Below are 14,169 nucleotides of genomic sequence, written 5' to 3' on the forward strand. Positions count from 1 at the left end.
GAGAGGCAATCGCGGGAGCACCTGTCCATGGCGAAGAAGCGCGCCCGGCGGATCATCATCGTGTCGAACCGGCTGCCGATCAAGGCCGGACGCGCGGGCGCCAAGTCGACGTGGGAGGCCTCGCCCGGCGGGTTGGTGACGGCGATGAAGCCGGTGCTGGAGAAGCGGTCGGGGGCGTGGGTCGGGTGGACGGGCGCGGTGGGGCCGATGCCGACGCGGCTGGAACGTGATGGGCTCAGCCTGCGGCCGGTGCCGCTCTCGGCCCCGGAGGTGGAGGCGTTCTACCGCGGCCAGTCGAACCGGACGTTCTGGCCGCTGTACCACGATGCGATCCGCGAGCCGGAGTTTCACGACCACTGGTGGAAGCCGTATGTGGAGGTGAACAAGCGGTTCGCCCGCGCGGCGGCGAACCGGGCGGGGCCGCGAGACGTGGTGTGGGTGCACGACTACCACCTGCAGCTGGTGCCCAAGATGCTGCGGGAGATGCGGCCGGACCTGAAGATCGGGTTCTTCCTGCACATCCCGTTCCCGCCGGAGGAACTGTTCGACTGGCTGCCGTGGCGGCGGGAGGTGCTGGAGGGGCTGCTGGGGGCGGACGTAGTGGGGTTCCAGACGCACCCGGCGGTGCGGAACTTTTCGCGGCTGGCGCAGCGGCACACGACGGCGGAGGGGACGGACACGGAACTGAGGTTCGAGGGGCGGCGGGTGCGCGTGGGGTCGTTCCCGATCTCGATCGACTACCAGGACTGGGAGCGCACAGCGTCGAGCCCGGAGACCGCGCGGAAGGCGGCGGAGCTCAGGCAGCGCGTGGGGCCGCGGCGGAAGATTCTGCTCGCGGTGGACCGTCTGGATTACACCAAGGGGATCGACCAGCGCCTGCTGGCGTACGAGGACCTGCTGCGGCAGCGAAAGACGAGCGCGCGGGAGTGCGTGCTGGTGCAGATCGCGGTGCCGGGACGGGACGATGTCTCGGACTATGCAAGGCTGCGGAGCACGATCGAACGGACTGTGGGGAAGATCAACGGGGAGTTCAGCGAGCTGGGGCAGGTGGCGGTGCACTACCTAAGGCGGAGCCTGGCGCGAAAGGATCTGGCCGCGTACTACCGGGCGGCGGATGTGATGCTGGTGACGCCGATGCGCGACGGGATGAACCTGGTGGCGAAGGAGTACGTGGCATCGCAGGTGGACGGGTACGGCGTTCTGGTGCTGAGCGAGTTCGCGGGCGCGGCCGGGGAGTTGAAACGGTCGCTGCTGGTGAACCCGAGGAACCGGGAGCAGATGGTGTCGCAGGTGCACGCGGCGATGACGATGCCCGGCGACGAGGCGCGGGCTCGCATGGCGTCGCTGCGGGCGACGGTGCGCAAGCATGATGTCCACCAATGGGCGGGCGAGTTCCTGGAGGCGCTGGCGTGACCGGAGGGCTGCAGAACGCGATCGACGCCGCGGCGAGGACGCCGCGGCTGCTGGCCGCGTTCGACTTTGACGGCGTGCTGGCGCCGATCGTGAGCGACCCATCGCTCTCGGCGGCGATGCCGGAGGCGGTGGCCTCGCTGCGAACGCTGGCGGCGGCGCCGATGACGCACGTGGTGGTGATCTCGGGGCGCGCGAGAGCGGACCTGGAGCGGCTGCTGCCGGGCCTTGAGGGTGTCGAGCTGGTGGGGAGCCACGGGGCGGAGGTGGTCGGGGAGACGGGCGATCTGACCGCGCCGGAGCGGCTCGCGCTGGAGGCGATGACGCGGGAGGCGGAGGCGATCGCCGCGGAGTTTCCCGGAGCGATGGTAGAGTGCAAGCCGTACGGGATCGCGGTGCATTACCGGAACGTGGACGAGGCGGGGTCGCTGCGATTGAAGGATCGAGTGCTCGCGGGGCCGGCGCGGAGGCCGGGGGTCACGGTGCGGCGCGGGAAGATGGTGGTGGAGCTGTCGCTGCTGCACGCGACCAAGGCGCACGCGTTCGAGATGCTGCGGGCGAGGTGGGGGGCGACGTCGACGGTCTTTGTCGGCGATGACGTCACGGACGAGGATGTGTTCGCGGTGCAAGGGGAGGATGAGGTGAGCATCAAGGTTGGCCCGGGGGAGACCCGGGCGGCGCACCGGGTCGGGGATGAAGTCGAGGCGTGCGCGGTGCTGGCGAGGCTGGCGGCGGCGCGTGCGGCATGGGGAGCATTGGGGCGGGCGGAGGGGGAGTGAGGGTGGGTTCCGATAATGTGGGGCGGTGGCGGGGTGTGCCGCCGGAGGCGTGTGTCCCGTGAGCGGGGGCGCGCCGGGCCGTGAACTTGGCGTGGCGGAAGGCCGATGCGAGAGTCGGAGGTGCATCGATGACCGATCCGACACCCAACGCTCGCGCCCGCACGGGCGATCCGGCCCCACGGGGCTCGGGAGCGTCACCCTCGGAGCCACCCCTGCGGAGCCAGTTCGCGGACGACCCGGACATGAGCGAGATCATCGCCCTGTTCGTCGACGAGATGCCGCAGCGGCTGGCCGACATGCGGAAGAGGTGGGAGTCGCAACAACTCGATGAGCTGAAGCGGCTGGCGCACCAGCTCCGCGGCGCGGGGGGGGGGTACGGATTCCCGGCCATCGGCGCGGCGGCGGGGCGGCTGGAAGAGATCCTGAAAGCGATGGTGGACCGCGGTGCGGATGTCTCCGCGGCGCAGGTGCAGGCGGAGTTCGCAGCGCTGATCGATCTGTGTCAGACGGCGGTGCGCCGGTAGCAGCGTCAGGACGGGTGTCGGGACCAGGTCGTCCCCGAGCAGTGCGTGGAAGGGATTTGGCCCCGCGGCGGAACAGCCGGGGGGCACCACGAGGCATCGGTTGAACATCGACGACCACAAGCCGCTGGTGCTGCTGATCGACGACAGCGTCGACGTTCACCGCTTGCTGCGCGCGCGGCTGAAGCACGAGCACATCAACCTGGTGGCCGCGTCGAATGCCGACGAGGCGATGGTGGTGCTCGAGTCGGCCACGCCGGCGACGATCCTGCTGGACCTGGACATGCCCGGGACGGACGGGTTCTCGCTGCTGCGGACGCTGAAGGACCGGACGAGCACGCACAGCATCCCGGTGATCATCCTCTCGGGGCTGCAGGGCTCGGAGGACAAGGTGACGGCGTTCGACCTCGGCGCCGCCGACTACATCACCAAGCCGTTCGACATGGCGGAACTCAGGGCCCGGCTGCGGGCGACGCTGCGGCTGCACCACCTGCTGCGGCTGCTGGCGGATCGCGCGGACCTCGACGGGCTGACGGGGCTGGGCAACCGGTCGCACTTCAACAAGCGGTGGGCGGAGAAGGTGAGCGAGGCGCACCGGTACAAGCGGCCGCTGTCGCTGGCGCTGCTGGACGTGGACCTCTTTAAGCGGGTGAACGACACGTTCGGTCACCCGGCGGGGGACGAGGTGCTGCAGGGGCTGGCGGCGATGCTCCTGCGGGAGTGCCGCAGGCCGGATGTGGCGTGCCGGTTCGGCGGGGAGGAGTTCGCGCTGATCATGCCCAGCACCTCGCCGTCGGAGGCGATGGTGGTGGCGGAGCGCGTGCGGGTGGCCCTGGCCGAGACGGTGTGGCCGCGGCATCCGGACGCGAGGGTTACGGTCTCGGTGGGGATCGTCGGGACGGGCATCGGGGGCGGGAGCCAGAGCCCGGAGGTATGGATCGAGGCGGCGGACCGGAACCTCTATACGGCGAAGAACGCCGGGCGGAACCGGGTGGTGGCGACGTCGCTGGACAATCCCCCGGCGCCGCAGTGGGCCAAGGCGGGCTAGGGGCGGGGCGGAGAATCAAAACGGGATCATCACGCCGCCGAAGATCATCACGGTATTCGATGAGGGGTTGTTGTCGTCGCCCTCGAAGCGGCCGTTGGAGAAGTGCTGCCAGTACACGCCCAGTTGGAGGCGGAGGCCGTCGTCGTTGAGTTGGCGGGTGAAACCGCCACCCATGCGCGGGGAGATGTTGACGCTGGTGCCGTCCGGGGGGTAGTCGTCGAATGTGAAGAGCAGGCCGATGCCCAGTTCGCCGTAGAGCGACCAGGTGAACTCCTTGTCGTGGCAGAAGTGCCAGCGGAAGAAGAAGTTGGGATTCAGGCCGCCGGTGTCGCCCCAGTTCCAGAAGTACCAGCCCGCGAGGGCGGCGCCGAACTCGGCCTCGTCGGCGAAGAAGACGCTCCAGCCTGCGGAGAGGGTGGCTTGGTTGTCAATGGAGAAGTCCGAGGCGAGGCCGGCGCTGATCGTGACCGCCTGCCAGCCGGTGCGGCCGAACCCGGGTCGCGGCGCATCGTGGGCCTTGGAGTCTTCACGCAGGGCCTGGTCGCGGGCCTCCGCGGCGTAGGCAGCGGAAGGGTCGAACTCCGGGGCTTCGAACACCGGTTCGGCGGTGGGCGCGGAGGCCACCTGGGCGGCGGCGGCGGGCGCCAGGCAGAGGGCGGCGACGATGGGCGAGAGGCGGCGGGTCGTGTGCATCACGCGAGAGCGTACAGAAACCCATAGCATCCGTCATGTCGAGCACGGGACCAGAGGACGTTCGGGACCGGATCCTGCGGCTGGAGGAGCACGCGTCGTTCCGCGAGCGGGAGATCGAGGAGTTCAACTCCGCGCTGGTGGACCTCTCCGCCCGGCTGGAACGGGCGATCAAGCGGCTGGAGGCGATCGAGTCGAGACTGGGGAGGCTGGAGAGCCCTCCCGATGCGTCACCGCAAGACCCGGCGACCGACCGGCCCCCCCACTATTGATGGGGGTTTCCGGGGCCTGGATCACCGGATCAGAAGGGACTCGCCGGTCATTGAGGCCGGTTTGTCGAGGCCGAGCATGTCCAGGGCGGTGGGCAGGATGTCACCCAGGCGTCCGCGCCGAGTGCGGGTGTCGGGGGAGAACCACCCCGCCTTGTCGGTGTCGCCACGGAGGCGGCGGCCCTCGAACGCGTCGCCGACGACGATGAGCGGGACGTCGTAGACAGTGTGGGCGGTGTGCGGGGAGTTGGTCTCGGGGTCGAACATCTGCTCGGCGTTGCCGTGGTCGGCGGTGATGATGAGGCTGCCGCCGCGGGCGAGGGTCGCGTCGACGATTGTGCCGACGCACTCATCGACGACCTCGCACGCGCGGGTAGCGGCCTTGAGATTGCCGGTGTGTCCGACCATGTCGCCGTTGGCGAAGTTGACGACCACAAGATCCTCGCAGTCGGGCGCGGCGAGTCGGCGGAGCACGGCATCGCGGACCTCGGGCGCGGACATCTCGGGCTTGAGGTCGTAGGTGGCGACCTTGGGGCTCTGCGGGTTCTCGCGCTGCTCGCCGGGAAATGGTTCGTCGCGGTAGTCGTTGAAGAAGAACGTGACGTGCGGGTATTTCTCGGTCTCGGCGCTGCGGAACTGGCGGAGGCCCAGGCGGGAGAAGTGCTCGCCCGCGATGTCCTTCATCCGGGGCGGACGCGGGAAGGCAACCTGCACGTAGGGCGCGAGGGCCTCCCAGTAGTCGGTCATCGTGACGTAGTGGAGCGAGAGCTTGCGGCCGCGATCAAATCCGCGCCGGCCCGAGTCGGGCGAGGGCTTCACGCTGGCCCACGCGTCGTCGGGGAAGACAAAGGCGGCGGAGAGTTCGCGGGGCCGGTCGCCCCGGTAGTTGTAGAAGATGACCGCGTCGCCGTCACGGATGCGGGAGGCGACGATCTCATCCGGGGAGCCGATCGCTGCGGGGGTGATGAACTCATCGCCCTTGAGGTTGTCCGCGGCGGGAGCGTCGTAGTACTGCTGGATGGCGGCCGCGGCGGAATCGGAGGTGCGCACGGGGCCGGAGGGGTCGGCGTGGCCCGTGAGGCAGGCGTAGGCCCTCTGGACGCGCTCCCAGCGGTTGTCACGGTCCATCGCGAAGTAGCGGCCGATGACCGACGCGATCCGGCCGGCGCCGATGTCGCGGCACGCGGACTCGACTCGCCGCGCGAACTCGATACCGGTGAATGGGCCGGTGTCTCGGCCGTCGGTGAACAGGTGCACATAGACGCGGTCGAACCCGAGGGTTCGGCAGGCGCGGAGGATGGCGAACAGGTGCTCGAGCTGGCCGTGGACTCCCGCATCGGAGTTGATGCCGAGCAGGTGGACGGAGGCGCCGGTCGACTTGGCGTGGGCGATGGCGCCGGCGATCACCGCGTTGTTTTCGAGTCCGGCGCGGCAGGCCTTGGTCATCACCAGGGATTCCTGGGGGACGACGCGTCCGGCGCCGATGTTCTGGTGACCGACCTCGGAGTTGCCCATCGTCCCGTCCGGGAGACCGACATCCTCGCCGCTGGTCTTGATGAGCGTCCAGGGCCAGTCGCGGCGGAGGCGGTCGTCGACCGGCGTGCGGGCGAGGTGGACGGCGTTGAACGCGTCGTGGGAGGGGTTGGGGTTCTCACCCCAGCCGTCGCGGATGATCAGCACGAGGGGCGCGTTGCGGGGTGTGGCGGTCGGCATCGGCGCAGTCTCTTCGGCGGCGTGCGGCGGGGCCTCACGGGCGTGGGGCCGATCGATCCCCGTGGCGGCGCTCGGCGGGCTGAAGATGTCGAGCACGAGCGTGTCTTCTTCCGCGAAGGCGGAGTGCGGGACGTTCGCGGGCAGGTGGAGCACCTCGCCTTCGCCTACGACCACCGTGCGGCGGTCGGGCGAGCCCTCGGCGCCGATCCCGAACCTGAGGCGGCCGGAGAGGATGACGGCGAACTGCTCGTTGGCGTGGTGGTGCGTGGGCACATCGCAGCCTCGCCGGAGGAAGACCTGCGAGAGCATCGCCTGCTCGCCGATCACGCGGCGGCGTTCGAGAAGGGGCATGGGGGCGTCGGTCGGCAGGTCTGACCAGCGGAAGGCGCGGGCATCGGTCGGGGTTGTCATGGCCGGGCTCCGTGGGGCGTGGCGGCTCACGACAGGTGCTGGAGCACCTCATCGAAGTTCATGGCCGCGGGAATCTCCCGCTTCTGCGACCACTTGACCCGGCCGACGCCATCGGCCGACTTGCCGATGACGACGGTGCCGCGCCAGGCGACGTTCAGATCCGGCCAGTACAGGCCATAGGCCTTGCAGACCTGCCGGTGCATGTCGGCGAGCATGGGCTGCTTGAACCCCTCGGCGTCGGTCCACGCCTTGAGGACGGCGAAGGAATCGCAGGAGATGCCGACGACCTGGGCGCCCTTCTTGGTCCACGCCGCGAGATCGCGGGAGATGCACATCATCTCGGTCCCGCAGACACCGGTGAACGCCATCGGGAAGAAACAGAGCGCGACATCCCCTTTCTTCACCGCGTCGGAGAGGGTCCAGTCGTTGCGAGCCTGGTCCTTGAGCGTGAAGTCCGGGGCGATTTCGCCGGGGGCGAGGACGCTGTCGCGGGGGGTGAGGGTCTGGGTGGCCATCGGATGGGCTCCTGGGTCGCTCGGGGGAGGTCGTTTTTCAGCGTAGGCGAGGGACGGCACGGATCGCGGTCTCCCGGGCACGGCCGCGCCGGGCTTTCCTCCGGGGGCCGCGGCCACTATGCTGTGCTTGAGCGATTGGCACGGGCTCGGAGAGCCCGACCGAGAGAACCGCGGATCCAGGAGGGGTCCATGACCGCCGCGCCCCAAGAGCAGATTGTGCTTGGCACCCTGAAAGAGCGTTACGCCCGCGTGATGGAGCGGATCGATGCCGCCGCGAGGCGGGCCGGCCGCATCGGCAGCGACGTGACGATGGTCGCCGTGAGCAAGTCGGCGGACCCGGAGCAGATCCGGGAGTTGATCCAGTTGGGTCAGCGCGACTTCGGCGAGAGCCAGGTGCAGCAGTTGCTGCAGCGGGCGGCGATGATCGACGAGTGGCTGGCGCGGCACCGGGCGATGCCCGGCGCCGGGCGGGTGCCGGGCGCTGCGCCGCAGGGCCTGGGCCTTGGCGATCGGTCGACGGCCGCCTCGATCAAGCAGAGCGGCGTGCGGTGGCACATGATCGGTCACCTGCAGCGGAACAAGGCCCGCAAGGTCGCCGAGATCTGCCGGATGATCCACTCGGTGGATTCGCTGCGGCTCGCGGAGGAACTGCAGGCGATCGCGGCGAAGATGCAGGCGGATGCGGAGCGGCTGCACGCCTCGCGGTCCGGGGCGTCGCGCCCGGAATCGGAGCCCGAGCTGCCGGTGGTCGACGTGCTGCTGCAGGTGAATGTGGCGGGCGAAGGGCAGAAGTTCGGGTGCTCGGTGCCCGCGGCGATCCACCTCGCGGAACAGATCGACACGATGATCCAGTTGCGGCTGCGCGGGGTGATGGTGATGGCCCCGTATTCGGAGAATCCCGAGGACTCCCGCACCTACTTTGCGCAGGCCCGCGAGTTGTTTACCGAGATCCGCGATGCGGGGATCGCGCCAAACCACTTCAACATCCTCTCCATGGGGATGAGCGGGGACTTCGAGGTGGCGATCGAGGAGGGGGCGAACATGGTCCGGGTCGGCGGGGCCATCTTCGGCGAGCGGGCGGGGATGGGGGCTGACGACGCGAATACGGATTCGGAGGGGTAGGAACGGGCTGCGCGTCAATTCCGTGTAGGCTTTGGCATGTACCTCCTGTGCCAGAAGTGCAATCGGGTGATACGTGACCATTCTGGGCGTCTTGTGGATGTAAGCGAAGCCTGCCCGGATTGTGGGAAGTCTGGGTACCGTAGCGTCTGGCCATCTCTGTTCGGATGCATGTGGGCAACGACAGTCAGCAGGGCCGGTCTCGATACTTCGCCCGATCCGTCTGATCGATACATCCTTGCGTTCCTGCTCTGCTCCTACGCCGAACACATGCTCCGCGCCCTCAACTTGGAGATCCTCCGCTATCAAGGCGCAGATAGTCGACACATTGAGATAATCTTGGATGCGTTTGAAAACCGCCAACCGCTGATCAAGCTCTTTGGCTTGTTGGCTGGGCGATCGCTCCAATCAGCCTGCCGCGAACACGGTCATGAAGCATTCTTTCAGGCTTGGAGTCGGCTGAACGTGGCCCGCAACATGTTTTCTCACGGGGTTCCGGCGGGCGAAGGCATGAAACACGAGCCAACTCGCGATGACGTGGAGTTGGTTCGAGGAAGTCTATTGAGGGCGTTTCAGTGTCTGCACAATGGCTATGCAGCAGCACCTCTGCCGCCGTCCTGAGGATGTCGCGCCAGTCGCGAGTAGTTGCTGGCACACATGCCAGTGATACCGCCGTATCATCGCCTCCGCACCGAACCCATCGACAGCGATGGGCCCGAGGAGAGCGCCGATGTCTGCCGCCACACCCCCACCATCCCCGTCGAGTTCCGCCATGCCAAAGAAGATCGTTCTCGCCTACTCCGGCGGGCTCGATACGTCCGTCATCCTCCCGTGGCTCAAGGACCGCTATCCCGGCGTAAAACTTGTGGCGTACGCCGCGGACCTGGGACAGGGCGAGGGGGAACTCAACGGCATCGAGGAGAAGGCCCGCGCCTCGGGGGCGGACGAGGTGATCGTCGACGATCTGCGGCAGGTCTTCGCCGAGGACTACTGCTTCCCGATGCTCCGTGCGCACGCGATCTATGAGCAGGACTACCTGCTGGGCACCTCGATCGCCCGTCCGCTGATCGCGAAGGGGCAGGTTGAGGCGGCGCGCAAGACCGGCGCCGACGCGGTCTCGCACGGCGCCACGGGCAAGGGGAACGACCAGGTCCGCTTCGAACTCACCTACATGGCGCTGGCGCCGGACCTGAAGATCATCGCGCCGTGGAAGGATCCCGCGTTCGAACTGACCAGCCGCGAGGCGGCGATTGATTACGCCCAGAAGAAGGGCGTCCCGATCGCGCAGACGAAGAAGAAGATCTACTCGCGCGACCGGAACCTCTGGCACTGCTCGCACGAGGGGGCGGAGATCGAGCACCCGGACCAGCGCGTCAGCGACGACGTCTGGCTCATGACCGAGCCGCTGGCGGAAACACCCGATGAAGCGGAGACCGTGAAGATCGCCTTCGAACGGGGCAATCCCGTGTCGGTCAACGGCGAGCGCCTGGCGGGGCACGACCTGATCCGGACGCTCAACAAGGCGGGAGGGCGGCACGCGGTCGGCCAGGTGGTGCTGGTCGAGAACCGGCTGGTGGGGATGAAGAGCCGAGGGGCGTACGAGACCCCTGGCGGCGAGATCCTCTACCAGGCCCACAAGGCGCTGGAGCAACTGTGCCTCGAACGCGAGACGCTTCACTTCAAGCAGCAGGCCGCCCTCAAGTACGCGGACCTGGTGTACTACGGGCAGTGGTTCCACCCGCTGCGCGAGTCGCTGCAGGCCTTCATGGACGCGACCCAGCAGACGGTGAGCGGAGAGGTGACCCTGGAACTGTTCAAGGGCGGGGCGCGGGCGGTCGCGGCGGTCAGCCCGAACTCGCTGTACGACCCCAAACTGGCGTCCTTTGCGATGGACGGGTACGACGTGACCGCCGCGCGCGGCTTCATCGATCTGTTCGGACTGCCCATGAAGGTGGGAGCGCTCAGGAGTTCGGTCCGGTAGCCCCCCACCCCTCTGATGTGCTGGCAGCAACGGGCGGGGTGTATTCTGGATGCCCTAATCCAGTATCAGCGCGGGGCTGGCCTGAGATCGGTACCCTTAGTCTCATGGCGTGGCGGACCACGCCGCGGGCCTCGGGGGGTTTCGAGTCCAGCGCCCGCCCTGCCGATCATCCGTGGCCTCTGCCCCGTCCGATGACCTATCCCTATGGCGAACTCAGCACCCGACCGCACCTCCCCTCTTGAGGGGATTCATCCAGGCTTAGCGTCACTCCCCGCGGCTCTTGCCCCTGCGCGGGAAATCGCGCTCAACATGTGGTGGTCGTGGAATCCATCCGCCGCCGCGCTGTTCGAGAGCATCGATCCCGGGCTATGGGAGCGGTACCACCACAACCCGACGCGCCTGTTGATCAACGCTCCGCGCGAAAGGCTGGCCAAGATTGCCCAGGATCCCGCGTTCCTCAATGCCGCGGCGGAGGTCTACGCGCGCTTCCAGGAGTACATGAAGAGCCCCGGCCGGTTCGGCGCTGGCGGGTCGGGGAGCGAGGCGGCGCCCGAGGGATTCAAGGCGGCGTACTTCTGCGCCGAGTTCGGGCTGGCGGAGTGCTTCCAGATCTACTGCGGCGGGCTGGGGCTGCTGGCGGGGGATCACCTCAAGTCCGCCGCGGAGTTGAAGCTACCTCTGGTGGCGGTGGGGCTGCTGTATTCGCACGGGTACTTCACGCAGTCGATCGATCGGGACGGGTGGCAGCACGAGCTGACGCCGCCGATCGTGGTGGAGGAGCAGCCGATCCGGCGGGTGATCGATCCGGCGACGGGCGAGCAGGTGCGGGTCCACGTGGAGTTGCCCGGGCGGATGCTCGCCATAGCGGTGTGGCGGTGCGATGTCGGAACGGTGCCGCTGTACCTGCTGGACACGAACATCCCCGAGAACTCGCCGGAGGACCGCGACATCACGCGGAACCTCTACATGGGGGACCACAACCACCGTATCAAGCAGGAGCTCGTGCTCGGGGTCGGCGGGATCCGGGCGCTCGGCGCGGTGGGCGAAAAGCCGACGGTGTTCCACATGAACGAGGGACACGCGGCGTTCCTGGCGCTGGAGCGGATCCGGGTCATGCGCGAGAACGCTTCGCTGACGTTCGACCAGACGCGGGAGGCCGCCGCGGCGGCGCACGTCTTCACGACGCACACGCCGCTTCCGGCGGGGATCGACCGGTTCCACACCGACCTGATCCGGACCTACCTGACGGGCATGCTGCCGGGGCTTGGCCTGGATATCGAGGGGCTGCTGGCGCTGGGCCGCGAGCGGGTGGAGAACCGGGACGAACTGTTCTCGATGGCGGTGCTGGCGATCCGTACCTCTCGCTGGTGCAACGGCGTGTCCCGCCTGCACGGCGAGGTCTCGCGAGAGATGTGGCGGAGCATCTGGCCGCAGACGCCCGAGCACGATGTGCCGATCGGGCACGTTACCAACGGGATCCACACGGCGACGTGGGTATCGCCGGAGTTGGCCGAGGTCTACACGTCGAACCTGGGGTCGCGGTGGAAGGAGTTCCCGGATGACCCGGCGTCGTGGGACGCGGTGGACCGGATTCCGGATGAGTCGCTGTGGCGGGCCAAGCAGGCGGGGAAGCGGAGGCTGATCGAGTTCGCACGCCGGCGCCTGGAGGCGCAGTGGTCGGGTCACCGCGTGGGCGAGGGGGATGCTCACGAGGCGCGGCACGTGCTCGACGAGGGCGTGCTGACCATCGGCTTTGCCCGGCGGTTCGCGGCGTACAAGCGGGCGACGCTGCTGTTCCGTGACCAGGCGAGGTTCGCGCGGCTGCTGGGGTCGGACCGGCCGATCCAGATCCTGATCGCGGGCAAGGCGCACCCCGGGGACCACTCGGGGAAGCTGTTCATCAAGCAGATCATCGACTTCGCCCGCAACACGGGCATGGGCCACCGGCTGGCGTTCCTGGAGAACTACGACATCGACGTGGCCCGGCACCTGGTGCAGGGCGTCGACATCTGGCTGAACAACCCGATCCGCGGGCTCGAGGCCTCGGGCACCAGCGGCATGAAGGCCGCGCTCAACGGCGGCATCAACTGCTCGATCCTCGACGGCTGGTGGGACGAGGCGTTCGACGAGACGCTGGGGTTTGCGATCTCCGGGCGCGAGACGACGCCGACTTCCGACGCCGCGGAGCGTGACGAGCGCGAGAGCCTGGCGCTCTACGCCCTGCTGGAAGACCGGATCATCCCCGAGTTCTACGCGGCCCACGGCGAGGCAGGACCGGGGGCGATCAGCGACTCCGGGCGCCTGCCGCGGGCTTGGATCGCGCGGATGAAGCGCTGCATCGCGACGCTCGGGCCGCAGTTCAGCACGCACCGGATGGTGTCGCAGTACGCGCGGCAGATGTACCTTCCCGCGTTCGAGTGGGGCCGGAAACTGGCCGCGGACGGCCTCGCCGCGTCGAGGGCCCTGTCGGATCAGATCGACCGGCTCCGGCGGGCGTGGCGCGCGGTGCGGATCGTGGAGGCGGTGGCCGAGCGGTCCGGGAGCGGGCGGCTGAGCGTGTCGGTCCGCGCCGCCCTGGGCGAGTTGACGCCCGACGAGGTGCAGATCCAGGTGTACAGCGAATCACCGATCGACCTGAACCACCGCGTGGGCTCGAAGGCAATCCCGCTGTCGCCCGCCGGCGCGGAACCCACGGGGACCACCGCGTACATGGGCGCGTTCCCCGCATCGCAGGAACTGCTGGAGGACCTCTCCGAGCTTCGGGTGCGGATCATCCCACGCGACAGCCGGCTGATCACGCCGATGATCCCCGGCCTGGTCGCGGATGCGCCGCTGAGCGTGCACGCGGATGCGGGCCGTGCCTGAGATCGCCGTCGCATTCCTGGGAGACGTCGTCGGCGTGCCCGGCCGCCGGGCCGTGGCCCACGCGGCGGGGGTGCTGCGCGAACGGCACGGGGTCCGCGTGGTGATCGCCAACGGCGAGAACGCGCGGCACGGCTCGGGGATCTCGCCCGACAACTACCGCGAACTGCGCCGCGCCGCCGGGGGCGCGGTCGACGCGGTCACGCTCGGGGACCACTGCTTCCGGGAGCGGGGCATCCTGCCGCTGCTGGCCGAGCCCGGCGAGCCGATCTCGCGCCCGGCGAACCTCGCCGCCGCGGCGCCGGGCAAGCGGATCATCCGTCTCGCGCCGCCGTCCTCGCCGCCGCTGTACGTGCTCACGGTGCTGGGCCGGCTGTTCATGACCCTCCACCCGGACAGCCCGTTCGCGGCGATCGACCGTGAACTCACGCTGATCCCCGAGCCGGATGCGGTCGTCATCGTCGAGGTGCACGCCGAGGCGACGAGCGAGAAGCAGGCGGTCGCGTGGCACTGCCTCGGCCGGTGGAGTTCGCCCGGCGCCGCACGCGTGGTGGCGGTCGTCGGCACGCACACGCACGTGCAGACCTCGGACGCCCGCGTGCTGGACCGGCGTCTGGCCGCGATGACGGACCTTGGCATGTGCGGGCCTCACCGGTCGGTGATCGGCCGCTCGGTGAGCGCCGTGCTGGAGGCCATGGTGAACCAGGGTCCTGCGCACCTGGACGTCGCCTCGGACGATGTCAGGGCCCAGGGGTGCGTGATCACGATCGACACCGGCGACGGGCGCGCGACGGCGATCAGCGCATTCGACATCCCGACTCCGGACTAGATTGGGATTCTGCGGCGGCGAG

General features: G+C 68.8%; 13 protein-coding genes. 10 read left to right on the plus strand and 3 right to left on the minus strand.

Annotated elements, in window-relative coordinates; translation table 11 throughout:
- Positions 1-27 precede the first annotated feature (27 nt).
- The 4 genes from KF745_05510 (at position 28) to KF745_05525 (ending at position 3,758) form a co-directional block, all read left to right on the plus strand.
- Positions 28-1,413, plus strand: coding sequence for a trehalose-6-phosphate synthase (locus KF745_05510; protein MBX3357866.1), 1,386 nt, complete (start codon positions 28-30; stop codon positions 1,411-1,413).
- Complete coding sequence (otsB, locus tag KF745_05515) at positions 1,410-2,189, plus strand: trehalose-phosphatase (protein MBX3357867.1); 780 nt, start codon at positions 1,410-1,412, stop codon at positions 2,187-2,189. Before KF745_05510 ends, otsB begins: the two co-directional genes overlap by 4 nt.
- 128 nt (positions 2,190-2,317) lie before the next feature.
- Positions 2,318-2,713 (plus strand): Hpt domain-containing protein, encoded by a 396-nt coding sequence (locus tag KF745_05520; GenBank protein MBX3357868.1) that lies wholly within the window; start codon positions 2,318-2,320, stop codon positions 2,711-2,713.
- A gap of 100 nt (positions 2,714-2,813) precedes the next feature.
- A complete protein-coding gene (locus tag KF745_05525) occupies positions 2,814-3,758 on the plus strand; it encodes a diguanylate cyclase (protein ID MBX3357869.1) in 945 nt (314 codons plus the stop codon).
- Between the two features lie 15 nt (positions 3,759-3,773).
- Here the strand turns inward: KF745_05525 and KF745_05530 are convergent, their stop codons facing one another.
- Positions 3,774-4,451, minus strand: coding sequence for an acyloxyacyl hydrolase (locus tag KF745_05530; protein MBX3357870.1), 678 nt, complete (start codon positions 4,449-4,451; stop codon positions 3,774-3,776).
- A gap of 35 nt (positions 4,452-4,486) precedes the next feature.
- Between KF745_05530 and KF745_05535 the strand changes: the two genes are divergently transcribed.
- Positions 4,487-4,720, plus strand: coding sequence for a SlyX family protein (locus tag KF745_05535; GenBank protein MBX3357871.1), 234 nt, complete (start codon positions 4,487-4,489; stop codon positions 4,718-4,720).
- A 21-nt stretch (positions 4,721-4,741) separates the two neighbouring features.
- Here KF745_05535 and gpmI read toward each other — a convergent pair whose 3' ends face one another.
- Together gpmI and KF745_05545 are read right to left on the minus strand one after the other, a co-directional pair.
- Positions 4,742-6,841 carry a 2,3-bisphosphoglycerate-independent phosphoglycerate mutase gene (gene gpmI / locus KF745_05540; GenBank protein MBX3357872.1) on the minus strand — a complete coding sequence of 700 codons (2,100 nt, stop codon included), beginning with the start codon at positions 6,839-6,841 and terminating at the stop codon, positions 4,742-4,744.
- 26 nt (positions 6,842-6,867) lie between these two features.
- Positions 6,868-7,356, minus strand: a complete 489-nt coding sequence (locus KF745_05545; GenBank protein ID MBX3357873.1) for a redoxin domain-containing protein — start codon at positions 7,354-7,356, stop codon at positions 6,868-6,870.
- Positions 7,357-7,545: 189 nt separating this feature from the next.
- Here KF745_05545 and KF745_05550 point away from each other — a divergent pair, with 189 nt between their 5' ends.
- From KF745_05550 to KF745_05570, 5 genes are all read left to right on the plus strand, one after another.
- Positions 7,546-8,478 (plus strand): YggS family pyridoxal phosphate-dependent enzyme, encoded by a 933-nt coding sequence (locus KF745_05550; GenBank protein MBX3357874.1) that lies wholly within the window; start codon positions 7,546-7,548, stop codon positions 8,476-8,478.
- Between the two features lie 267 nt (positions 8,479-8,745).
- Positions 8,746-9,096, plus strand: coding sequence for a hypothetical protein (locus KF745_05555; protein ID MBX3357875.1), 351 nt, complete (start codon positions 8,746-8,748; stop codon positions 9,094-9,096).
- Positions 9,097-9,247: 151 nt separating this feature from the next.
- Positions 9,248-10,456: an argininosuccinate synthase gene (locus tag KF745_05560; protein MBX3357876.1), complete on the plus strand. Its 1,209-nt coding sequence runs from the start codon at positions 9,248-9,250 to the stop codon at positions 10,454-10,456.
- A 204-nt stretch (positions 10,457-10,660) separates the two neighbouring features.
- Positions 10,661-13,321 (plus strand): alpha-glucan family phosphorylase, encoded by a 2,661-nt coding sequence (gene glgP / locus KF745_05565; GenBank protein MBX3357877.1) that lies wholly within the window; start codon positions 10,661-10,663, stop codon positions 13,319-13,321.
- A complete protein-coding gene (locus tag KF745_05570) occupies positions 13,314-14,147 on the plus strand; it encodes a YmdB family metallophosphoesterase (protein ID MBX3357878.1) in 834 nt (277 codons plus the stop codon). Before glgP ends, KF745_05570 begins: the two co-directional genes overlap by 8 nt.
- Positions 14,148-14,169 lie beyond the last annotated feature (22 nt).

This window comes from Phycisphaeraceae bacterium, assembly GCA_019636655.1.
Classification (GTDB): Bacteria; Planctomycetota; Phycisphaerae; order Phycisphaerales; family UBA1924; genus JAHBXB01.